Source organism: Paenibacillus hunanensis (assembly GCF_014645615.1).
GTDB classification, from domain to species: Bacteria; Bacillota; Bacilli; order Paenibacillales; family Paenibacillaceae; genus Saccharibacillus; species Saccharibacillus hunanensis.
In genome coordinates this window covers 1-22,639 of sequence record NZ_BMMB01000023.1, presented here as the reverse complement: position 1 = coordinate 22,639, position 22,639 = coordinate 1, and the positions used below count along the sequence as shown (strand labels likewise).

Here is a 22,639-nt window from a genome sequence, read left to right as displayed (position 1 = left end):
TTCGCCTACAATGGGCGCATAAAACAAGTCCTTTGCTCTGTCTTAGCCTGTTTGCAAGCAAAGATTAGTAAAACCTATAGCAAAGCTGTTATTCTGGGTAATAGTAAACAAATACTTACATTCAGAGAATGGAGAGATCATAATGGATCAACAAAAAACACAATTCGTATACGGCTTAATCGCAGGTGCACTGATCGGTGCAGGAGCGGCAGCCCTATTCACACCAAAAAGCGGCCGCGATATTCGTGCTGATCTGATGTATGGCGCTGAGATGCTTCGAGAGAAAGGCCCGGAATGGAACGAAAAGGGTCATGAGGTAACCGAAAAAGGACGCGAGGTTGTAGCCGTGGTCAAAGAATCGATCGGCGTGGCACGCGAGTGGAAGGAGCAGGTGGAGGCCGCAGCCGAAGATGTGAAGCAGGAGCTGGCCGAATTCAAAGAGCAGCAGGATGCGGAAAAAGAACAGGATAAGCAGAGCGCTACAGCAAAAGAAACGTCATCCAATCCAGCTGTTGCAAGCTCAGCTGCAAAACCGACCACACCACCAGCAGGTAGCGATAAGACGAGTAATTATAGCGTTTAATTTTACGTATCAAGCATGGAGCTTTATGCTCGTGCTCGGTACATCGGATAGACAGGATAGAAGCTTGATTGTATGGCGAAGTCTCCATATGATCAAGCTTCTATTTTTTTATATTTTTCACTTATGATAAGTCTTCTACATAATGAATTTTTCATAAAGAATAATTCGCAAAATGAATAACTTTATAAGTAATAATTCTGCCAATTTTAGTAATATAATTACTTTTTTTAGGGTATGATATTAATAACCTAATTTTCCATAATATTATTAATGAGTATGTAATTATACAGATGGTACGACCCCTTTCTATTTACGTTTAATGCCTGTACTTCATACGTGAAAGGAGGTGAATATTCCAATGAACTATCGATTACCTGTGTCATTTGTTTTGTTATTTCTATGTGTATGGTTATACCATCCTGCTACACATGCAGCCGATGTTGAAATTTCTTTACAAAAGGGAGTTTCGATCAAAAGCACATCCAGTAGCAGCGAAGCTTCTACTAGTAATGAATCTTCAGGTGGTAGTGCAACGAATGCAAGCAATAGCTCAGCGTCGACGTCGGAATCTGGATTGGTACAACGTACGACAGCTTCGCTAACGAGCACACTGTCAGATACCGTCAAGTCCGTAGCAGATACGGCTCAAAAAGCAACCTCTGATGTTGTTTCACAGACAACAGGCACTGTTGACAATACGACGAAGGTCGTGACAGAAGCGGTTGGCAACACAGCAGGGATTGTGAGTAATGTGAGTGATCTGACTCAAAATGTGACGACTGAAGCAGAGAAGGTCGTGTCTGGCAAGCCAGCAGATATTACTGGAGCAGTATCCTCAGGCGTTACCAATACGGTCAATGATACTGTAAATACAGCGAATTCTGCTGTATCCGGTACCGTATCTACAACGACAGAAGCAGTAGCCGAAACGGTGAAAACGGTTGATCAAACCGTAAAGGCAGTAACCGAGACAACGAGTGAAGCTGTAACTGAAGTCGTAGACACCACAGGAACAGTGGTTGAAACTGTACCCGTGATTGTAAAAGATACAGTCAATCCGTTACCTGTGGTCTCCACTCCCGTTACCGTTCCACCCGTGGGAACGATACCACCTATCATTACAGTGCCACCGATCTCTACCAATCCTGGTACTGGTGGAGAGACGCCTGTTTCCGGGAAGATTCCCGGTGGTGGACAGCATCCAGCAGAACACAATAACGATACAGGGGCAGCAGTCAAGTCACCTGTAGCGGAGCGACCAGCTGGTGTTGAAGCGGCCTTACCGATCAAGCATCCGATCGCTAAGGATGTGACTGCACATTCTCCGATAGCTAGCACGGAGCAGCCTCAACCTCAGCAGCCGATTCAGCCTGAGCCTATGCCACTTTCCGAGCAAGCGGATATCTCGGTTCAAGCAGTATCCACTATCGATCAGCCTGCAACAGAGGTTAGCGATGTTGATTCCGCGACTACAGATCCGAATGCTAGTACAGAACCAGGAACGATAACGAATACGAACGATTCAGATGAGTCGAATTCGTTCCTGCCAGCTAGCTCAGCTCAGCAGACGCTTCAATCAGTATCTAACGGGACTTCGGATAGAGGTGCAGGTGATCCGGCGCCGTTTGCTCCGTCCGGTCTACCATTAGCGCAGGGCTGGAATGGTGATCTGATTGGTGTGCTTAATGCAGGCTCTAATTCGGCTGGAGGTCAGTTGAGCTCATCCGGTGGTAATAGTGGTAGCACAGCTCCGACAGCTATGGTATTGGAAGCGATGGTAGCTTCATTATTTAAACAACCCGTCTGGATCTACAGTACAAAGTCTCAGCGTGGAAGTAGTCAATGGATGAATGCACCACCTGCCCAACCGCCGCAATCGGCTCCCTATTTTAATCGACATTTGTCTAATTAAAATATAAGGGAGCGATTAACAATGAAATGGTCAGTGAAAATGATGGTAGCAACAGGTTGTCTGGCAGCAACGATGGCATGGTCACATGGAACGGCACAAGCCGCAGCAGATAGCAATGCTTTGCTCAAGCTCGATATTGGTAACCAGGAGAGCGATACAAGTGTGCATGTAGGTGTATTGGAAAGCAACAATACTACAGGCAATGAAGCTGATCCGACAGCAGATTCCTTGCTGAATGTGAAAGCTACCGATACGATTCTGGCTGATGAGCTACAAGCGGAAGTATTGCCTTCATCCGATGCGAATACGTCGACAGGTGAAGACAGCCATAACGCAGCTGTAAACATCAGCGGCACGGATACCATTGTTGGCGATGATGTAAATGTCAGCGTGCTGGATAACCACGAGCAATCGGATCAAAACACTGACGGTTCTCACTCGGCAGTAGTGGAAGTGGGAGCTACGGATACAGTCGTAGGTGACGATGTGCATGTAGGTGTACTGGACAATCATCAACAGTCTGGTAGCGCAACAAGCACAGATAGCCAATCGGCAGTGGAAGTAGGAGCTACCGATACAGTTGTAGGTGACGATGTGCATGTAGGCGTACTGGACAATCATGATCAGTCTGGTAGCGCAACAAGCACAGATAGCCAATCGGTAGTGGAAGTAGGAGCTACCGATACTGTGATTGGCGATGACGTGCATGTAGGTGTACTGGACAATCATGAACAGTCCGGTGGCGCAACAAGCACAGGTAGTCAAGCGGTAGTGGAAGTAGGAGCTACCGATACAGCAATTGGTGACGATGTGCATGTAGGTGTACTGGACAACCATGAACAGTCTGGTAGCGCAGCAAGCACAGATAGCCAAGCGGTAGCGGAAGTAGGAGCTACCGACACCGTGATTGGTGACGATGTGCATGTAGGTGTACTGGACAATCATGAACAGTCCGGTGGCGCAACAAGCACAGACAACCAAGCGGTGGTGGAAATAGGAGCTACCGATACAGCAATTGGTGACGATGTGCATGTAGGTGTACTGGACAACCATGAACAATCCGGTAGTACAGCAAGCACAGATAGCCAAGCGGTAGTGGAAGTAAGTGCAAGCAGTGTTCCTGTAGTCGATGATGTGCATGTAGGCGTACTGGACAATCATCAGCAAACTACACCAGCTGGCAATAGTCAGCAACAAGCTGGAGTATCGCTGGGTTTGGACAATGTACTGGGAAGCAATCTCGATCTTGCTATCCTTGAGAATAACAACGCTCAAAATAATCAAGGCACTGGCGAGCAGTCTTCCGTAATCTCAATCGGGCTGACAGATGGCATTTTACCAGCTTTGGATCTGGTCGTGCTAGGCAATGAAAGCTTCGTACCTGCACCTGGTGGCGGTGACGATGGCTCTAATGGTGGTACAGACCCAACACAGCCTGGCACTGGCGGTGGAAATAATGGTGGTAACAATGGAGGTAATCCAGGCGGTACCGATCCTGATGATAATGGAAATACTGGTGGTAATGGGAATACAGGCAACACTGGTAATACCGGCAATACCGGCAACACTGGTAATACCGGCAATACCGGCAATAACGGCGAAAATAATAATGGAGGTGGCACCAATACCGGCAATACGGGTGGTGACAACTCTTCTGGTAATACCTCGACCGGTGGTAACAATACAGGTGGTTCTGGTGGTAACGGTTCTTCTCCTACCGACAATGGTAGTACAAACACAAACGGTACAACCGGTTCTGTAGGTACTTCTTCGACTGGCGGAGCAGCAGGAACGGATAATGTCATCTCTGCGGCATCCACAGGCGGACCTGTCAGCACGACGGATAATGCAACACAGCCATCTAATCCAGGGAATGCAACAGGTGTTAGCGATACGACTGCATCCGCAGAATTGCTGCCAGGATCTGGTGAACCAGCAGCTATCGTTACAGCTGCAAGTACAGGTACCGTAGTTGCAAATGAAGCAAACGAACAACAGGCAGCAGATCAGAATACAATGAATGGTAGCGGTATGATGGGTCTTGATCACTTACCGCAAACTGGAGAAACGACACCATTCACTGTATACGCACTGGGTAGCGCACTCATTTTACTTGGATTGGCGCTGCGTAGCCGTCGTAAAATGACAGGCCTGAACTAAAATTGAGCAATATCGTGTAGGAATCAATACAGGCAAGCAAAGCACAAGTAACACACAAGCAAAGCAACAGTGTACTGTTCCGAGTTTTAATAGAAGTAGAAGTATACCGCTCATCTAGCTGGTATGCATCGATAGAGAAATACGGGATTTTGCATAAGAGCGCGAAGCTCCTGAATCGGAGCTTCCAGCTTACCCACAGAGCCGCCTTTGCTTGCCAGAGAGGCTCTTTTTTTTGCGGGAATTAGCTAATTTCCTGAAACTTTCTGTAGCTCAAACGTATTATATACAGTACGCACCCTGTGCGTGCGTATGTATACCGATAGAAGGCGCCCTGATCGCAGCTGTGGCGCTATAATCATGAAGGAGAGATGCAACATGTCCAAATGGGCTCGTTTATTTTCAGCAAAGCAATGGCTGCATGTATTTAAAAAATTGCCTGGCTTGCTGACCTCCAGACAGCTGCCATTAAAAGAAAAAATGCTCTTTGTTATTCCGGTGCTCGCTTACTGGGTCATGCCTGATGTGATGCCATTTATGCCGATTGACGATATCGGGGTCACCTTGCTCATGATGAACTGGTTTGTATCCCGAGCGGAGAGTAAGCTGTCTGTTATCGAATACGATCCGCGCCGCTGAGTATCGGTTTAGCCTTGCGTATTGGCGGGACGAGTTATACAATAGAACTATTGCGTCCTGCCATACAGCAGGCGATTCGAACTGAACGAAGGAGCTGATCTCATGAAAGTCAAAATTACGCGCAATGCAGCGAAGCAAATAAAGAAAGAGATGGACAAACCGGAAAATGCCGGTTTGAAACTGCGTGTATTTGTGACTCATTCTCACGGTGACCACGTGCACTACGGTATGGACCTGGCTGAGCCACAAAGTCATGAAGAAGTTGTCTCCACTGACAAGGAAATTGATGTAGCGGTCGATCCGAATGAATCATGGCTGGATGGCGTGAAAATCGATTACCTGTATGTAGGTGAAGAGGGCTTTGTCATTACGAACCCAACTAAAGGCGATTTCGGTCACCATCATCACTAAGATGACCGGAGGGAACAGTAATAGTCATGGCTAACGATATTCGCGTATGTGATGAGTGCAATCACATCCGTCTCAAAACAATCATTCCCAAGCTGGAAAAAATGGCACCAGATGCTGAGATCAAGATTGGCTGCAAGTCCTATTGCGGTCCATGCGGCAAGCGTGCATTTGTATTTATTAATGGCCGTTATGTCAGCGCTCCAACCGAAGAGGAAGTGCTGGAGAAGGTCGCTAAGTTCGTGAAAAAACCAAAAGCGTGATTCGTATAGCATCCTATAGCTTGCTCATTGAAGCCGCGATAAGACAGTTTGTCCCAGCTTCTGTACAGTATACTGAGCTATGCAATGACAGATGCATCACGATCCACACATAAAATAAAGCCTCCTGCCAGTCGGTTATTCTAACCGCGGGTAGGAGGCTTTTATTGTTGTAGCTGTACATTATAGTGAAAGATTAGCACATATACTGTGCATCAGCGCCTGCATTACTCCAACGGATAAGCTTACTTCGTTGATGCCTGTGCCTGTTCATTATGGAACTCACGAATCAGATCGCCGGTAATTAGCTCATCCGAGATATTCAGTCGCTTCTGTGCTTCTTCGAAGCCAGCACGTGCACGTTCGATATCGGTCGTTTGTCTGGTTTTCAGATCGTAAGCTGTACCATGCTCGAACACGCCATCTGCGGATGGAATGTAAAAGATATCGCCATCACTAAATGCACCTGTACGCAGCACGACGAGCTTTTTCTCTTTTTGATTAAACATATCATTACCCATCAAATAATACGGACTGGCATTCACACCGAGCAAATGCAGCAAGGATGGTGTCATATCCAATTGTCCTGCTGGAATATCATAGGTGCCTGCATGAGCGCCATCGGGCAGGTGAATCAGCATAGGAACTTGATTCATCAGCTGTTCCATATCCAGATCACTCAGCGACTTGCCGAGGAATTCCTCCATCGGTGCTTTATCCTTGAGTGAGTTGTCATGGTCGCCATAGAACACAAGAATCGTTTTATCCCAGAGTCCTTTTTCTTTTAGCTCCGATTCCATTTCACCCAGTGCAGCATCTACATAATGCAGTGCCTGAATGTAGTCACCAAAGGTGGTACCGGACAGATCGCCCATATCCAGCTCCTGTACCTCAGGTGGTAAGGTATACGGGTGATGACTGGAGAGTGTGATCATAAACGAATAAAATGGCTGCTGGAGCGTGCTCATTTTCTCAATGGATTGACGGAAGAATGATTTATCGCCAAGTGACCAGCCGAGTGGCTCGTCGATTGTAAAGTCGTTTTTGCTGAAAAACTTTTTATAGCCCATATTTTGATACATGACCGAACGGTTCCAGAAGCTTGGTTCATACGCGTGGAACACATAGGAGTCATAGCCCTGCTTGCTTAAAATGTTAGGCAATGTATCGTATTGATGATCCGCATAGCGTGTGAACACCGATCCCGTAGGCAACGGATGCAGCGAAGCGTTTGAGCCGATATCTGCATCGGAGGTGCGTCCCTGTCCAGTCTGATGGTAATACTGGCTAAAATACATGCTTTCCTTCATCAAACGGTTGATGTTAGGCGTAATCTCCTGTCCGTTGAAGCTTTTGCCGATGACAAAGTTCATAAACGCTTCACCCTGCACGACGATTACATTGCTATCCTTGTATGCACCGAATAGCTTATCATCGCCTGCCTTGGCGCGACCTTTTTGCTTGGCATCAAACCATTGCTTGATCTCATCCGTCTGCGCAGCCGACAACTGATTACCATTACCAAAATGATCGTCGGCATACCGATAGATGTCATAGCCATGAAAGCCGAGCAACCCTGTGACATTGTAGAGCGACATATTCCACCAGTTCCCTACGAACAAGCCTGTTGCCCATGTCGAGGTCGCGTACTTGATCGGGCCGAACGTCATCACACAGCCGAGTACGAATAGCATCGCACCTTTCGTAAAGCCCAGTGTTAGACGCTTGCGGCTGCTCATCATACCACTACGATAGGTGGAAGCGGAGCGTGTAAGGGTAGAGTGAGAACGTCCGCGACGGATACGCAGCACAAGCAGAACGATGCCGACAACGGCGAGTACCAGTAGATCAGCGAATAGCCAGAGATCATTTGCTGAAAGCAGCTCACGAATACTACCGCCCAGCGATTCTACCTGACCTGCCTGCATTAATACCGGAATGGTAATGAAATCTTGAAAATAGCGGAAATAGACGAGATCCGCGAAAATAAGAAAACTCAGTAGCAGATCCAGCACAATTAACGCAATAATGCGTCCGCGCTTAGGTAACCATATGACCCAGAATGAAGCCAGTACGATTGAACCTACCGCTGTGACCTTATCCAGATCATTCATATCGATATTAGGCAAATGAATATTGCTCTGCAAATAGATCAGCTTTTCCAGAATAATGATCACAAAAGCTAGATACATGAGTCGAATGGGAGCAAATGGCCACAGCAATCGTTGCATCCAGCTTTGTCGCTGTGAACCGGAATTAAAAGATTCCAAAATAAAAGAAGCCTCCTTGCTAAAGACGCCGTTCCCACAGCCGATGATGGTGTGTTACGGCGTTTGATTGAATACGGATAGGCAAGCTTGGATATGCGCATATCCTTCTAAACCAGCGAATTACATTACATTTACATGATTACATAGCGAAAACATACGGATTAGCGTGCAGTTTAACATGTTCACTGTACTTATTCAAGTAATAACGTAGTAGCTGATGGAGCTTATTTATACGGGGGATTGAATAAGTGTTTTACATATTGGCATCATTTAACACTGTAATAACATAAACCATTCTGACGTTATTGCAACATAATGGACGGTTTAATTTTACGATCAGTTAACAATAAAAAACGACACGGAACCGCCGGACGGCTCATGCCTGCTGGCAATATGCTATCCGGTGGTAGGTGTAGTTTTGTCTAATGATAGGATGTTCCCCGATATAAACTAGTGAAGATACGTATCTATGATCGGGTGCTTGTATATAGACGGTGTATAGGATCGAGGTAAGGAATCGGGTCTATTTTCGTCCTATATGTTTTGCTCTATTCTTAGCTGCAATTCGCTGCCAGGCGTATAAATGAACATCATGTATAGCGCTTAGGCTTGCGACTCCGTCGTTTCTGCCTTTGCACGAGGTGGCAATGGGCCGAGGTATTGCAGGAACTGACATTCGATGCGTCCATTGTATAGCTTGCGGCGCTTGTCTGCTTTACGTCCGAAAAATTGTTCAAAATGGCGTGTCGGTGTAATAGCGAATACCGACCAATCTGGCAGATAGATCGATGCTTTGCCCAGATCGCGGATCATGGCTTCGACCTCTTTCGTTTCGCTCAGACGCTCGCCATACGGAGGGTTCGTAATGATACAACCGAATTTGCCTTTAGGTTGAATACGAGATACTGGCATAACCTTGAACTCGATCTCCTCACCAAGTCCCGCGCTTTTCGCACAGGCTCTAGCAATCTCAATCGCAGATGGATCAATATCGCTACCAACCAGATCCAGTGGAATATCATCCTTTACCGCATCAAAGGCTTCATCACGTGCAGCTTCCCACAGCTCATCGGAAATGATACTCCAGCCCTCGGAAGGGAAGGTACGGCGCAAGCCTGGCGCGATATTCCAGCCGATCATTGCGGCTTCGATCAGCAATGTGCCTGAACCGCAGAACGGATCATACAGCGGACGATGCGGACCCCAGCGACTTAGCAGGATGAGGGCAGCAGCCAGTGTTTCCTTGAGTGGCGCTTCGGTCGCATTTTTGCGGTAACCGCGCTTGTGCAGGGAAGGGCCTGTTGTGTCCATCGTGATCAGCGCGACGTCATCCATGAGAGAGACATCCACCGCATACAGTGCGCCATCCTCCGGGAACCATTCGGTGTTGTACGTTTGCTTGAGCTTTTCAACGATTGCTTTTTTGACGATACCCTGGCTGGCAGGTACGCTGCTAAGCTGGGATTTTTGTGAACGACCGGATACAGGAAATTCGCCATCGGCTGGAATAAAGTCCGCCCATGACACAGCTTTAACGCCTTCGAATAGCTCATCAAAGGTCGTTGCTTTGAATTCTGCCATCTTGATCACGATGCGATCAGCAGTGCGCAGCCAGTAGTTACAGCGGCAAATATCGATCAGATCGCCACTAAAGCGTACACGACCATTTTCCGTGCGTGCATCGTCGTAGCCGAGCAGCTTTAGCTCGCGCGCGACAACAGCCTCAATACCCATCGGGCAAGTGGCAATTAACTCATAAGGTTTCATAATAGAGATTCACTCCTGTTTATTGTAAAATAGCGGGTGGTGCTGATTTCCCGTTTGCAATCCAAGCACGGCAATTGTTGCCATTGGTCCGTCCATAGCGTCTGGATCGTATGATCATGTGTTTTGCTTGCCGGTTACGTCTGAAAACCATACAATCTAGTATAGGTGAATGCGTCTATTCTTACAAACGTTTCCGACAAAAAAAGTGCGTATTTTGAATGGAATCGACATCGAACACAAAACGAGCAGAATTTCTGCATAGAACAATAGAGGTTAAAGGAGAATTTGAACTAAAATGACAGAACAGCATGGCTCGAATGCGGAGCAATATATGAACGAACTGATTGAGGAGGACGAATTACTACTACAAATTAAAGCAACCATTCGCGAAAATAAAATGCCAGAAGTATCGGTAGAGCCTGGATATGGACGTCTGCTGACATTACTTGTACAAATGTCCGGCGCGCGCTCGGTATTGGAAATCGGCGCACTCGGTGGTTACAGCGGTGTCTGCATGGCACGCGGTATGAATGCAGGAGGACGCATTGTCTCGCTGGAGCTACGTCCCGATTATGCCGAGGTAGCGCAGGAGCATATGAGACTTGCTGGCTATGGAGATCAGGTGGAGTATCGAATCGGTGAAGCGATCCACAGTCTGGCAGAGCTACAACAAGAAGGTCAGCGCTTTGACTTCTTTTTTATCGACGCGGATAAATTAAATTATGTGAATTACCTCGATTATGCGCTGGAGTTAGCTACACCGGGTGCGATTATTGTCGGGGATAACCTGCTGCTGCGCGGACGTACGCTGAATCTGGAGCGAAATGGCCCAGCGATCCAGACGGTGCGTGAGTTTAACCGCCGTATGGCATCCGATCCGCGTCTGACCGGGACATTATTGCCTGCTTATGATGGATTGGCGATTGCACGAGTGAAGGGATAATCTGTTTTTATACCCTACCTATGCACATTCATCAGCATAGCATCATGCCAAATCAATCTGCTCGTTCATACATGCCACTCGGATCATTAACGCTGAGAAATAATGGTGGCTGACAAATAATAGTATAGCGACGAAAAAACCGCTTGATTGCATATCCTGCGCAATCAAGCGGTTTTTTTGTAGCTGGTGCTTCTTACGATTACGCCGATTTGCTTTGCTGCTTGGTCGACGACTTCCCATATAGCTTGGAGCGTACCCAGACCATATTCAGCATAAGCAGCATACCGGACATAATGAACAATCCTTCAATTCCGATAAAGCCTGCCAGTACACCGCCCATGACCGAACCAGTCATATTGCCCAGCGCATTCGTACTACTGTTAAAGCCAAATGCACGACTTTCCATTCCGTCCGGTGTGTACGAACGAATGAGCGAGTTAACGCTTGGCAACAGACCGCCCATACATAATCCCATTAGAAAACGGATCACCAGTAGCTGGCCTACATTTTGTACAAATGCCTGTGGAATGAGCGTTAACGCGGCGCCAATTAACGAGAACGTCAATACCCTGTGCGCTCCATATTTGTCACTGATTTTACCGAGGAAAGGGGCGGTCAGCATATTCGATAAGCCTGTCACCGCGCTTACCAGACCTGCCCAGAACGCTAGATTTTCGGTTGCTCCATGCAGCTTCTGCACATACAGTGGCATCAAAGTCATTGGACTGATCATCGCAAATTGCAGTAGCAGCGTTACCGTAAACAATGCAGGGAGCTGTGGTGTCAGACTCAGCTCACGCAAGCCTGATAGTACAGAGACTTTGGGCATTTTGGCTGCTAATGAGCGATCGAATTTCTCACGTACGAGGAACAGTGCCAGCAATGTCGCGAGGAAAATACATGAGCCTGTAATGTAGAAAATATAGCGAAAGCCGATGGTATCTGCCAGAATACCACCGATCAATGGCCCGAGAATCGTACCCGCAACCGTACCGGATTGGCTGATCCCCATTGCAAAGCCCATTTTCTCCTTGGGCGTACTGCTGGAAATAAGCGAGGTCGCTGCTGGATTGAAGCCAGAGATTGTACCATTTAACAGCCGCAAAGCGAGTAGATGCCATGCCTGCGTAGCAAAGCCCATCGCTGTAAATACAATCGCCATCCCGAACCCGGAGCGTAACAGCATCACTTTTCGCCCATATTGATCAGACAGCTTTCCCCAGAGTGGCTGGAATATAAATGAGGTCACAAAGTTAGCCGCAAAAATAAAGCCTGACCAGAGCGCGATCCGATGCTCACCCTTTACACCGAGATCCTGAGCCAAATATAAAGCGATAAAAGGAACGATCATCGTCATTCCAGCATTGACTAGAAACTGCCCAACCCATAGCACCATCAGGTTGATTCGCCAGGGCTCCATATTCATTTTAGTTATTTTCATTTTCTTTCACTTCCTTACATTCATTTCAATATTATAGCATGATTAGAGCTGAAATAGATCAATTTTGAACAAAAAAATCAATAAAATAAAACTTATTTTCACTAGATGAAACTAGTTTCTTTGATTATAACGTAAATCACGTCCAAACTACAGCTTTTGAAAGTCTATTTGAAAGCCTGATTGTTGTTTGTTTACCCGCTTATTCAGCTTGATCTATCATGATCGATCTATTTTGGTGTCTACATCCATGCGTTCATAGGATTGTCATGGGATGTTCATCGTAGGGGAGTTGTTACACCCTCCGAAAAAGAGGATAATGGAATTGTGAGTCAAACCGAACGAAATTGGACATCAATGGGAGGACAGCATATTTTGTCATGTGCATCATTGTATGGATGATCATGATGTCCAGCATGTAAGCAGCGCCAGATGGCGTATTGAAACATTACCGATGCGGAGGATTGCCTTTATGAGCTATAATGATTCCTTCATACGAGCCTGCTATAAGCAGAGTACTGACCATTTACCTGTATGGTATATGCGTCAGGCAGGGCGCTATGATCCGGATTATCAGAAAATCAAAGAAAACTATACATTACTGGAAATTTGCCGACAGCCTGAGCTGGCTGCGGAAGTGACGATGATGCCGGTGCGTAAGCTCGGTGTGGATGCGGCCATTCTATATTCCGATATTATGAACCCGGTCGCTTCGATTGGCATCGATTTTGATATCGTAAAAAATATCGGGCCTGTAATCGATAACCCAATTCGTAGCGCGGCCGATATCGAGCGTCTACGTCCGATTCAGGTGGAGGAGGATCTCGGTCATGTGCTGGAGACGATCCGTATTCTGGATCGGGAACTGGATGTTCCTTTGATCACTTTCGCTGGCGCACCGTTCACGATTGCCAGTTATCTGATCGAAGGACGACCATCCAAAAGCTATATTCGCACCAAAACGATGATGTACAGCGAGCCCCAGCTATGGCATTCACTCATGCGCAAGCTGGGCGATATGGTCGCAACCTATTTGCGCAAGCATATTGAAAATGGCGGGAAAGCCTTCCAGCTATTTGATAGCTGGGTAGGCGCATTGTCTGCTACAGATTTCCGTACTTATGTGTTGCCAACAATTCAATATATTTTCGATCAGCTCCAGGACCTGAATGTTCCTAAAATCTATTTCCCAGGCGTAAGCTCAGGTGAGCTATTGCCCGAGCTGAACGGTCTGCCAGTCGATGTGATTGGGCTGGACTGGCGTGTATCGATTCCAGAAGCACGTCGTCGTCTTGGTGGCAACTACGCTGTACAGGGTAATCTAGACCCGTACGTGTTAACTGCACCCTCCTCGGTCATTCACGAACAGGCGCGTCGTATTATCGATGAAGGCTTGCAGGAGCCGGGTTATATTTTCAACCTGGGTCATGGGCTGTTCCCGGAAGCATCGATCGACAAGCTCAAGGAGCTGACCGATTATGTGCATGAATATTCGGCCTCTGTATTGAAAAATCGCACGACTTCGAAATGATCGAATTCGATCCATGAACTGCTTTATCCAGCAAATTGGCAATTCATGCCTTGCTTATGCATAATAGAAAGCAGATGGATAACAACAGTCGTTCTATCGTTATTAGACGAAGTGGACAGATATTCACCCCTTCAGCCTGACCTGTCGATCGAGAGTAATCTATCATGTACTCCAAAATTTAGATGAAATTTTAATCGTCAATGTGATAATTGTCATGGTTGAAGCAAGCGGTTATGCACTATTACTTTATTATTGAGGTGATCCTTAATGGCTAACAAAAAAATCGGTGTTCTGGTTATGTCCTATGGTACTCCTGCCAGCTTGGACGATGTAGAGGCTTATTATACGCATATCCGTCGTGGCAATCCGCCAAGTCCGGAGCAGCTCAAGGAGCTCAAGGATCGCTATGAGGCGATTGTAGGTGGCGTGTTCCCACTTCGTGAAAATACAGACAATCAGGTGGCTGGTCTACAGCAAAAGCTGAACGAGCATACAGCTGGAAGCGATGTTGAATTTGTATGTTATCAAGGGTTGAAGCATGCGTATCCATTTATCGAGGATGGTATTGAAGATATGGTGAAGGACGGTATTACCGAAGCGGTTGGTATCGTGCTGGCGCCACATTACTCGATTATGAGCGTAGGTAGCTATTTGAAGCGTGCACGTGAAACGTCAGAGAAGCACGGCTTGAACATTTCCTACATTGAAAGCTATCATCTGCATCCACAGCTGATCGAGACGCTGGCAAATCGCGTGAATAGCAAGTTGGAAATGTTTGAAGAAACAGGTGCGACTCGTGAGCAGGTACGCGTTCTGTTCAGCGCACACAGCTTGCCAGAGCGTATTCTGAGCATGGGCGATCCTTACCGCGATCAGCTGCTGGAAACGTCCGAAGCGATTGCGAAGCGTGCGAATGTGCCATCATGGCAGTTCACATGGCAAAGTGCGGGACGTACAGCTGAGCCGTGGCTCGGACCGGATGTACTCGATACGATGCAGGAGCTGCGTGACGAGCAGGTCAAATATGTGCTGGTCGCACCTATCGGCTTCGTCTCCGATCATCTTGAAGTGCTGTATGATCTGGATATTGAAGCACAGGAGCTTGCTCAGGAGCTGGATATGCGTCTGATGCGTATCGATTCCTTGAATACAGATCCACTCTACATGGAGGTACTGGCTGACGAGGTCATCCGCAAATCAAAAGAGGTGCATGTGTAATGCAATTATCTAAACGAAATATCGTGATTATTGGTGGGGGGATTACGGGTCTGAGTTCGGCTTTTTATATGCGCAAGCATTTTCAAGCTCAAGGTCTTGATCCGCAGATCACCGTAGTCGAGCAGTCCAGTTCACTTGGCGGTAGAGTAAGCACGCTGCATCGTGACGGCTTTGTGATCGAGAAGGGCCCGGATTCCTATCTGGCACGCAAGACCGCGATGACAGAGCTGGCTGAAGAGGTCGGACTGGGCGATGAGATTATGACTACGAATCCCAACGCGAAGAAAACGTATATTTTACATGACGGCAAGCTCCATCCGATGCCATCTGGACTCGTACTGGGGATTCCGACTGAGCTGCGTCCATTTATGGAAAGTGATCTCATTTCTATGGATGGTAAAATTCGCGCGCTGGAGGATTTCCTGTTACCTGCGAAGCTGGATGGAGAGGATGAATCACTGGGTGATTTTATCGAGCGTCGTCTGGGCAAGGAAGTGCTGGAAAATGTAACGGAGCCGCTGCTGGCAGGTATTTATGCTGGTGACACACGCAAGCTTAGCTTGCAGGCAACGTTTCCACAGTTCGGTGTGGTCGAGCGTGAGTACGGCAGTCTGATCAAAGGTATGAATACCGGACGTAAGCCGGTCGAAACGCATACAGGCACGAAGAAGAGTGCATTTTTCACCTTTAAGCGCGGCTTGCAAAGTCTAACCGATAAGCTACAAGAAGCATTGACGCCTGATGTAGATTTCCGTTTACAGACAGGTGCAGACTCCATCACATACAATGACGGTACGTACACGGTTGTATTAAGCGATGGTTCGGTGCTGGAGGCAGATCATGTTGTTGTAACGGTGCCTGCATTTGCCGCGGCACCGCTACTGAAAGGGCATGCGGACACGACAGCATTGGAGCAGATCAACTATGTTTCTGTGGCGAATGTGGTTATGGCCTTCCACCGCAAAGATATCGAAACGGAGTATGATGGTTCTGGTTTCCTCGTGCCACGCAAGGAAGGACGCACAATTACCGCGTGTACATGGACATCGACCAAATGGCTGCATACTAGCCCGGATGATCGGGTGTTGATGCGTTTCTATGTAGGTCGAGCTGGACAGGAAGAGGTTGTAGAGCAGACCGATGAGGAGATTACCGCACGCGTTCTGCACGATATGCGCGAGCTGATGGGCATTGAAGCCCAGCCGTTATTTACGGAAATTACTCGCTTGCGTCACTCCATGCCACAGTATCCTGTAGGTCATATGCAGTCTATTCGTAAGCTCAGAGACGAGCTGGAGCAGGCGCGTCCGGGTCTACTCATACTTGGCAATGGATACGATGGTGTAGGATTGCCTGACTGTGTGCTTGCTTCTCGAAATGCTGCCGAGCTGGAAAGCAAACGTGTAGCAGTTCCGACCAAGTGAACTCTTTTCATTGGAATACATGATATTCGCGTCTAAAATGATAAAATATAAAGGCGTTTCGTCCGCATGTAGTGGATGAAGCGCCTTTTTGTATCTCAGATGTCACCGCAGCTAAGTATGCTTGTAGGGGCAGCGATACAGAAAATGATCAGGCTAGTAGAAATACGATACATAGCAAGCTTTTCGCCTGTAAGCGGAACCTGCTATAATAGATAAGACGTATCAGTTAAAGGAGCAAAGCATGTATACAACAAGATCAGAACAATCCCGTCAGAAGAAGCAGGAAGCGATGCTGCGTCGCAAACGGCGCTTTAGACGGTGGATGCTCTTGAACGGTATACTCGTTGCGGCGATTATACTGGTCGGAGTCATGTATTGGACACAGAAAGATTCATCTTCTTCTATCCTATCAGCGGCTACAGGTTCTGCGAACTCTCCGTCTACTCTACAGGAGACAGTGCAGCCCGAAGGAAATAATTCTTCGTCAGACGAACTTACCTCTCCGAGTGACGCAGAGCAGGATCTTGGAGCTGAACAGGAAGCTACTGTAAATGAGGATGAAGCTAGTCATAATGAGCAGGCTGATCCCGAAGCAACGCCAGGTTCAGACGCGCCTTCGGATTCAGAAGCAACCCATTCACCAGCGCCCGATAAGTCGGCGGCTAGCGAGTCCACGTCCAGCAATACAGCAACGGATAAGGATAAGCAGCCAGCTGCCACACCACTCGCACCACAGACCGACACCGAGCCACAGGGCAAGACGGTCACGCTTAATTTTGGCGGCGATGTAATGTTTTCCGGTAAGGTTGGTGAGCTGTTAACGAAGAAGGGGTATGATTATCCATACCAGTATGTGAAAAAGCTATTTACAAGCGATGATCTAACAGTTGTGAATTTGGAAACGCCGGTTACAGGCTCGAATACGACAGCAGCAGATAAAACCTATGCGTTCAAATCCTCGCCAGAAGCATTGCCCCATATGGCTGCTGCCGGGATCGATGCGGTGAATCTGGCAAACAATCATATTTTGGATCAGGGCATTGTCGGCCTGACCGATACGATTCGCCAGCTGGATGCCAGCGGTGTTCAATATGTTGGGGCTGGAGCTGATGCTGCACGCGCCTATGAGCCCGTGATATTTGAACGAAAAGGGATACGTATCGCCTTGCTTGGCTTTAGCCGTGTCATTCCGCAGGCAAGCTGGAATGCCGGAGCTAACCAGCCAGGTGTAGCAACAGCCTATGATGCAACAGCGGCAGAAGCAGCGATTCGCAAGGCGAAAAAGAATGCTGATCTCGTCGTTGTTGTAGCACACTGGGGTGTGGAGCGCTCCGATACGACGGTAGATCACCAGACGGATCTAGCGCATCGTTTTGTCGATGCAGGAGCCGATCTTGTCGTGGGCGGCCATCCACATGTGCTGCAAGGCGTAGAACAATATAAAGGCAAATGGATTGCTTATAGTACAGGCAATTTTATTTTCACCCACTCACTGGTAGAGAAGACATGGGATACGGGTGTGTTTCAGGCTGTATGCTCGGTTAAGGGCGATTGCAGCATGAAGGTGATTCCCTACACAGCTAATCTTGGACAGCCTGTACCGATGGAGCAGCAGCCTGCCGGGGCGTTGCTACAGCGTCTACAGTCACTTTCCAAAGGTGTACGTTTTGATGTAAAAGGTAATGCTATTCCATTTCCCATCGATAAGGAGAATGCTCAATGAGTGCTATTCAAAATGTATACTGTGTTGGTCGTAATTATCGTTTACACGCGGAGGAGCTGGGCAATGAAGTGCCAAGCTCACCGATGATCTTTCTGAAGCCTTCTCATGCGGCTGTATCATTTAACAATGGTGCTCTGGTACTGCCTGCGGATAAAGGTGAAATTCACTATGAAGCAGAGCTGGTCGTTCGGATTGGGCGCGATTATGAGCCTGGTCTGTCTGCGGAGCAGCTGGTGGATGGATTGGCGCTCGGGATCGACTTTACACTGCGCGATGTACAAAGCGTGCTCAAGCAAAAGGGGCATCCATGGACAGCAGCCAAAGGCTTCAAAAATTCAGCTCCTGTGACCTCCTTCGTTCCATTTCCAGGTACAGAGGGCTGGCTGAATAATGAATTTGCACTGCTGAAAAATGGTGAACAGGTTCAGCTTGGACGGACAACGAATATGATCTTCTCGCTGGAAACGATTCTGACGCATATCGGTGAAAATTATGGTCTGTCCGCTGGTGATATTATTTTCACCGGTACACCGGAAGGTGTAGGCCCTGTTGCAGCAGGCGATACATTTGAGCTGATCTATGCGGGAGAATCGGTCGGTACGTGCCAGATTGCCCAATGAGCGTCTGGCTCGATTGGCTGATTGGCTTCGCCTGTGCCGGTCTGATTGCTGGACTCGGATATCGTAAGCAGTGGCTGTCCGGCTCCGGGGCGATTGCAGCGGCAATGATGGGAACGATCTATTATGCCGCTGGAAGCCTGCTCTGGTTTGGATTGCTTATTTTATTTTTCATTAGTGGCAGTGTGTTGTCGCGGATGAAGCGTGAGCGCAAGCGGCGTATGGAGCAGGATTATGCGAAGGGCTCGCGTCGGGATGCTGGACAGGTATTTGCTAATGGCGGTCTGGGTATGCTGCTCTGCCTGGGCAATGCTATCGTTCCGCATGAAGCATGGGTGCTTGCCTTTATCGGGATTATGGCAACCGTTACAGCGGATACATGGGCAACCGAGTTGGGCAGCTTGAGCCGTAAGCCGCCACGCTCGGTATTAAATGGTCGTGTGCTGGAGCCAGGCGCATCCGGTGGTGTCTCGTTGCGCGGAACACTTGCTGCCGCTGCGGGTGGTATAATCATTGGCGGAGCGGCGTGGTTGTTTTCGCTTCTGTCTTCTTCGGGTAATCCATATACTGACTTATCCAGTTTCACCAGTATAGTATACGGGGCATGGATCATGGTGCTTGCGGGTCTGGTCGGCGGTCTTGCAGGCTGTTTTGCTGACTCGTATCTAGGAGCAACGGTACAACTTATGCATCGTTGTACCGTGTGCGGTAAGATCGTCGAAACGGACATGCACCACGAACAGCCAACCGTATATGCAAGAGGATGGCGCTGGATGAATAATGATATGGTGAACGCGGTAAGCTCTATTATAGGTGGAGCGGTAGCGCTACTGTTTTTAGTCATATAGGAGGTGGCGTATGAGCGGCACGACAGGAGACAAATTAGACCTGATACTGGACGCTGCTTATGAGCTGTTTGGCGTGGATGGATTTTATGAAACGAAAATTTCCGACATTGCCAACCGAGCGGGTATTGCCAAAGGTACGGTTTATTTATATTTTAAAAGCAAGGAAGAGCTGTGTCTCGCGGTCACACGTCGTGACTGTGAGCAGTTTCTGGATAATCTACATGAAGCACTTCGTCCATGTACAAATATGGCAGATAAGCTGTACGTGATCGCTGTTCATCATACACGCTATCATTTTGAACGCCGCAAATATACAAAGCTTGTATTTCGTGCGCCCAATAATGATCCGGCATTGATGCAATATATGCGCCAATTCATGTTCCGTTATATGGAGATTGTGCTGGATGTATTGAAGGAGGGCAAGGTTGCCCATCCACAATGGTCAGCAGAATCGTATATCGGGATGCTGGATCGGGTCAAAATGGATCTGATGTTTAATCCAGACTTCAATGAGCAGCAGCTACAGGAGCGTACGCGCTTTGTAACCGATCTGTTCTTGATGGGCTGTGAAAAGCAGATCAATCGCCCTGGTGATTCATCATAAAGTGGGGATGCTGTGTAGTGTAGCATCGTATCACTTGGAATCGTTGAATTAAAATAAAGATCAATTCCTGTAATTAAGATCAATGACAGGCCTGGAGCCTGAGAAGGTGAATTGCAATGAATATAATGACTGTGGAATCACTCGCCAAAAGCTATGGCGATAAAATACTGTTTCAAGATGCCTCGTTTGGCATGGAAGATCGCGACAAGATCGGTATTATCGGTGTAAACGGAACAGGGAAATCCACGTTTCTTAAAATTATCGCTGGACTGGAGGAGCCGGATAGCGGTCAGGTCGTGATCGGCAACAGCGTGCGTGTACGTTATCTCGCACAAAACCCTCCCTATGATCCAGATGCAACCGTATTGCGTCAGGTGTTCGACGGTGGCGGAGAAGAGCTACAAGCGGTTAGCTCGTATATGAGCGTTATGGATCGATTGGAGCAGCAACCGGATGATCCCGCTGTTCAGCAGGAGCTTGTGCGTATCAGTCAGGAGATGGATCGATTGGACGCATGGTCGCTGGAAAGTGAAGCGAAGAACGTACTATCCAAGCTCGGTATTACACGCTATGATGCGCCGATGGGCACGCTGTCTGGTGGTCAGCGTAAGCGTGTGGCACTCGCAACTGCACTGATTCAGCCGGCAGAGCTACTTATTCTGGACGAGCCGACGAACCATATCGACCATGATTCGGTCACATGGCTGGAGCAATATTTGCAAAAACGTCGTGGCGCGCTGCTCATGATTACGCATGATCGGTATTTCCTGGATCGTGTTGCCACCGTGATGCTGGAGCTGGATGGAGGACGATTGTTCCGCTATGAAGCGAATTATACGCGCTATTTGGAGCTGAAAGCAGACCGTGAGGAACGTGAGGCGGCAGCTGAGGATAAGCGTCAAAATCTGCTGCGTCGTGAGCTAGCGTGGATACGACGTGGTGCCAAAGCCCGTACAACCAAGCAAAAGGCGAGAATCGACCGCTTTGAGCAGCTACAAAATGATGCGCCAGGACGGCGCGGCGACCAGCTAGAAGTATCAACGGTATCTTCTCGTTTAGGTAAACAGATCATCGAGCTGGAGGATGTCTCTTTAACACTCGGCGGACGTGAACTCATTCACGAGCTGACGTATCATGCGGTACCGGGTGATCGCATCGGGATCGTTGGTCCTAATGGACGTGGTAAATCGACGCTGCTCAACCTGATCTCTGGACGGATTGAACCAACATCGGGTCGTATCATTACCGGACAAACGGTAAAATTCGGTTATTTCACGCAGGAGCATCAAGAGATGGACGAGACGATGCGAGTGATCGAATATATCAAGGAAGCTGCTGAGGTCGTTAAAACATCGGATGGAAGTAGTATTACTGCCGCGCAAATGCTCGAACGCTTCCTGTTCCTACCTGCTGCTCAGTGGACACCAATTGCCAAGCTATCCGGTGGCGAAAAGCGCAGATTGTACCTGCTGCGTGTACTGATGGGTGCACCGAATGTACTGCTACTGGACGAGCCGACCAATGATCTCGATATTACCACCTTGACAGTACTGGAGGATTATTTAGAAGATTTCCCGGGCGTTGTGCTGGTCGTATCTCACGATCGCTATTTCCTGGATCGCACCTGCGAGAAGATATTTGCGCTTGAAGGTGGCGGTGTCGTTAGCATTCATGCAGGAAATTATAGTGAGTATGAGGAGCGTACAGGTGGACAGTCGATGAAGTCCAATATGTCGGCTGACAAAGTAGCCGCCTCCCCCAAAAATACGACAGGCAATGCAGCAGCTAGCAGTGCGAGTTCCTCTGCGACTGAACCAGCCAGCGATGCAAGCAAACGTAGCTCGTCACGCGATAAGCTCAAATTCAGCTATAAGGAACAACGCGAGTACGAGCAGATCGATAGCATGATCGAAGCTACCGAGCAAAAGCTAGAGCGTATCACAACCGAGATGGAAGCTGCATTTAGCGATTCAGTTCGCTTGCAGGAGCTAATGACAGAGCAAGCCAATGCGGAGCAGGAGCTAGAGCATTTAATGGAACGCTGGACGTACTTGAATGAGCTGGCAGAGAAGATTGCGGAGCAGGGCTGAGTCTTACAGCAGATTCCATCATAATATGTAAGGTGGAAATATCGTGCAACCTGACTTTACACTTCAAGTCCTACAGTTTATTAATTGATAGAATGAATTCAGCACTATAGCATATAAAACAAAAGACAGCTCGCATTCCCTTACGGATGGTCTTACCCCCGTCAAGTAGACACGATTAAAAAGCCACTTCAAGCTACAACCGTTTCT

At 47.9% G+C, this 22,639-nt stretch carries 18 protein-coding genes; 15 read left to right on the top strand and 3 right to left on the bottom strand.

The window, feature by feature from the left end; all coding sequences use genetic code 11:
* Nucleotides 1–142 precede the first annotated feature (142 nt).
* The 6 genes from IEX62_RS23085 (at nt 143) to IEX62_RS23060 (ending at nt 5,962) form a co-directional block, all read left to right on the top strand.
* On the top strand, nt 143–583 hold the full coding sequence (locus IEX62_RS23085) for a YtxH domain-containing protein (RefSeq protein ID WP_188778751.1): 441 nt from the start codon (nt 143–145) through the stop codon (nt 581–583).
* A gap of 358 nt (nt 584–941) precedes the next feature.
* The gene (locus IEX62_RS23080) at nt 942–2,495 is read left to right on the top strand and encodes a hypothetical protein (protein WP_188778749.1); all 1,554 of its coding nucleotides are present in this window, start codon (nt 942–944) and stop codon (nt 2,493–2,495) included.
* A 21-nt stretch (nt 2,496–2,516) separates the two neighbouring features.
* Nucleotides 2,517–4,655: an LPXTG cell wall anchor domain-containing protein gene (locus tag IEX62_RS23075; RefSeq protein WP_188778747.1), complete on the top strand. Its 2,139-nt coding sequence runs from the start codon at nt 2,517–2,519 to the stop codon at nt 4,653–4,655.
* 375 nt (nt 4,656–5,030) lie between these two features.
* The gene (locus IEX62_RS23070; RefSeq protein ID WP_188778745.1) at nt 5,031–5,291 is read left to right on the top strand and encodes a hypothetical protein; all 261 of its coding nucleotides are present in this window, start codon (nt 5,031–5,033) and stop codon (nt 5,289–5,291) included.
* Nucleotides 5,292–5,393: 102 nt separating this feature from the next.
* On the top strand, nt 5,394–5,702 hold the full coding sequence (locus tag IEX62_RS23065) for a HesB/IscA family protein (protein WP_188778742.1): 309 nt from the start codon (nt 5,394–5,396) through the stop codon (nt 5,700–5,702).
* A gap of 26 nt (nt 5,703–5,728) precedes the next feature.
* Nucleotides 5,729–5,962 carry a YuzB family protein gene (locus tag IEX62_RS23060; RefSeq protein ID WP_188778740.1) on the top strand — a complete coding sequence of 78 codons (234 nt, stop codon included), beginning with the start codon at nt 5,729–5,731 and terminating at the stop codon, nt 5,960–5,962.
* A gap of 242 nt (nt 5,963–6,204) precedes the next feature.
* On the opposite strand, the gene IEX62_RS23055 is transcribed toward IEX62_RS23060, so the two are convergent.
* Both IEX62_RS23055 and IEX62_RS23050 read right to left on the bottom strand, forming a co-directional pair.
* Complete coding sequence (locus IEX62_RS23055) at nt 6,205–8,229, bottom strand: LTA synthase family protein (protein WP_229686047.1); 2,025 nt, start codon at nt 8,227–8,229, stop codon at nt 6,205–6,207.
* A 603-nt stretch (nt 8,230–8,832) separates the two neighbouring features.
* Nucleotides 8,833–9,996 carry a THUMP domain-containing class I SAM-dependent RNA methyltransferase gene (locus IEX62_RS23050; RefSeq protein ID WP_188778738.1) on the bottom strand — a complete coding sequence of 388 codons (1,164 nt, stop codon included), beginning with the start codon at nt 9,994–9,996 and terminating at the stop codon, nt 8,833–8,835.
* Nucleotides 9,997–10,291: 295 nt separating this feature from the next.
* Between IEX62_RS23050 and IEX62_RS23045 the strand changes: the two genes are divergently transcribed.
* Nucleotides 10,292–10,939 carry an O-methyltransferase gene (locus IEX62_RS23045; RefSeq protein WP_188778736.1) on the top strand — a complete coding sequence of 216 codons (648 nt, stop codon included), beginning with the start codon at nt 10,292–10,294 and terminating at the stop codon, nt 10,937–10,939.
* Nucleotides 10,940–11,138: 199 nt separating this feature from the next.
* Here the strand turns inward: IEX62_RS23045 and IEX62_RS23040 are convergent, their stop codons facing one another.
* Entirely contained in the window at nt 11,139–12,359 is a 1,221-nt protein-coding gene (locus IEX62_RS23040; protein WP_188778763.1) for an MFS transporter, read from the bottom strand.
* 490 nt (nt 12,360–12,849) lie between these two features.
* Here IEX62_RS23040 and hemE point away from each other — a divergent pair, with 490 nt between their 5' ends.
* From hemE to IEX62_RS23000, 8 genes are all read left to right on the top strand, one after another.
* The gene (hemE, locus tag IEX62_RS23035; RefSeq protein WP_188778734.1) at nt 12,850–13,908 is read left to right on the top strand and encodes a uroporphyrinogen decarboxylase; all 1,059 of its coding nucleotides are present in this window, start codon (nt 12,850–12,852) and stop codon (nt 13,906–13,908) included.
* A gap of 267 nt (nt 13,909–14,175) precedes the next feature.
* Nucleotides 14,176–15,126 (top strand): ferrochelatase, encoded by a 951-nt coding sequence (gene hemH / locus IEX62_RS23030; RefSeq protein ID WP_188778732.1) that lies wholly within the window; start codon nt 14,176–14,178, stop codon nt 15,124–15,126.
* A complete protein-coding gene (gene hemY, locus IEX62_RS23025) occupies nt 15,126–16,550 on the top strand; it encodes a protoporphyrinogen oxidase (protein WP_188778730.1) in 1,425 nt (474 codons plus the stop codon). The genes hemH and hemY overlap by 1 nt, the downstream gene beginning before the upstream one ends.
* Before the next feature lie 241 nt (nt 16,551–16,791).
* Nucleotides 16,792–18,273 carry a CapA family protein gene (locus IEX62_RS23020; RefSeq protein ID WP_188778729.1) on the top strand — a complete coding sequence of 494 codons (1,482 nt, stop codon included), beginning with the start codon at nt 16,792–16,794 and terminating at the stop codon, nt 18,271–18,273.
* A complete protein-coding gene (locus IEX62_RS23015; RefSeq protein WP_188778727.1) occupies nt 18,270–18,893 on the top strand; it encodes a fumarylacetoacetate hydrolase family protein in 624 nt (207 codons plus the stop codon). The genes IEX62_RS23020 and IEX62_RS23015 overlap by 4 nt, the downstream gene beginning before the upstream one ends.
* Nucleotides 18,890–19,738 carry a DUF92 domain-containing protein gene (locus tag IEX62_RS23010; protein WP_188778761.1) on the top strand — a complete coding sequence of 283 codons (849 nt, stop codon included), beginning with the start codon at nt 18,890–18,892 and terminating at the stop codon, nt 19,736–19,738. The genes IEX62_RS23015 and IEX62_RS23010 overlap by 4 nt, the downstream gene beginning before the upstream one ends.
* A gap of 10 nt (nt 19,739–19,748) precedes the next feature.
* A complete protein-coding gene (locus IEX62_RS23005; protein WP_188778725.1) occupies nt 19,749–20,342 on the top strand; it encodes a TetR/AcrR family transcriptional regulator in 594 nt (197 codons plus the stop codon).
* Nucleotides 20,343–20,458: 116 nt separating this feature from the next.
* Nucleotides 20,459–22,432: an ABC-F family ATP-binding cassette domain-containing protein gene (locus tag IEX62_RS23000; RefSeq protein ID WP_188778722.1), complete on the top strand. Its 1,974-nt coding sequence runs from the start codon at nt 20,459–20,461 to the stop codon at nt 22,430–22,432.
* Nucleotides 22,433–22,639 lie beyond the last annotated feature (207 nt).

What these genes read in the sequence shown, in the direction of transcription:
- IEX62_RS23085 (WP_188778751.1), top strand. Translation starts at nt 143, where the DNA reads ATGGATCAACAAAAAACACAATTCGTATACGGCTTAATCGCAGGTGCA.
- IEX62_RS23080 (WP_188778749.1), top strand. Translation starts at nt 942, where the DNA reads ATGAACTATCGATTACCTGTGTCATTTGTTTTGTTATTTCTATGTGTA.
- IEX62_RS23075 (WP_188778747.1), top strand. Translation starts at nt 2,517, where the DNA reads ATGAAATGGTCAGTGAAAATGATGGTAGCAACAGGTTGTCTGGCAGCA.
- IEX62_RS23070 (WP_188778745.1), top strand. Translation starts at nt 5,031, where the DNA reads ATGTCCAAATGGGCTCGTTTATTTTCAGCAAAGCAATGGCTGCATGTA.
- IEX62_RS23065 (WP_188778742.1), top strand. Translation starts at nt 5,394, where the DNA reads ATGAAAGTCAAAATTACGCGCAATGCAGCGAAGCAAATAAAGAAAGAG.
- IEX62_RS23060 (WP_188778740.1), top strand. Translation starts at nt 5,729, where the DNA reads ATGGCTAACGATATTCGCGTATGTGATGAGTGCAATCACATCCGTCTC.
- IEX62_RS23050 (WP_188778738.1), bottom strand. Translation starts at nt 9,996, where the DNA reads ATGAAACCTTATGAGTTAATTGCCACTTGCCCGATGGGTATTGAGGCT.
- IEX62_RS23045 (WP_188778736.1), top strand. Translation starts at nt 10,292, where the DNA reads ATGACAGAACAGCATGGCTCGAATGCGGAGCAATATATGAACGAACTG.
- IEX62_RS23040 (WP_188778763.1), bottom strand. Translation starts at nt 12,359, where the DNA reads ATGGAGCCCTGGCGAATCAACCTGATGGTGCTATGGGTTGGGCAGTTT.
- hemE (WP_188778734.1), top strand. Translation starts at nt 12,850, where the DNA reads ATGAGCTATAATGATTCCTTCATACGAGCCTGCTATAAGCAGAGTACT.
- hemH (WP_188778732.1), top strand. Translation starts at nt 14,176, where the DNA reads ATGGCTAACAAAAAAATCGGTGTTCTGGTTATGTCCTATGGTACTCCT.
- hemY (WP_188778730.1), top strand. Translation starts at nt 15,126, where the DNA reads ATGCAATTATCTAAACGAAATATCGTGATTATTGGTGGGGGGATTACG.
- IEX62_RS23020 (WP_188778729.1), top strand. Translation starts at nt 16,792, where the DNA reads ATGTATACAACAAGATCAGAACAATCCCGTCAGAAGAAGCAGGAAGCG.
- IEX62_RS23015 (WP_188778727.1), top strand. Translation starts at nt 18,270, where the DNA reads ATGAGTGCTATTCAAAATGTATACTGTGTTGGTCGTAATTATCGTTTA.
- IEX62_RS23010 (WP_188778761.1), top strand. Translation starts at nt 18,890, where the DNA reads ATGAGCGTCTGGCTCGATTGGCTGATTGGCTTCGCCTGTGCCGGTCTG.
- IEX62_RS23005 (WP_188778725.1), top strand. Translation starts at nt 19,749, where the DNA reads ATGAGCGGCACGACAGGAGACAAATTAGACCTGATACTGGACGCTGCT.
- IEX62_RS23000 (WP_188778722.1), top strand. Translation starts at nt 20,459, where the DNA reads ATGAATATAATGACTGTGGAATCACTCGCCAAAAGCTATGGCGATAAA.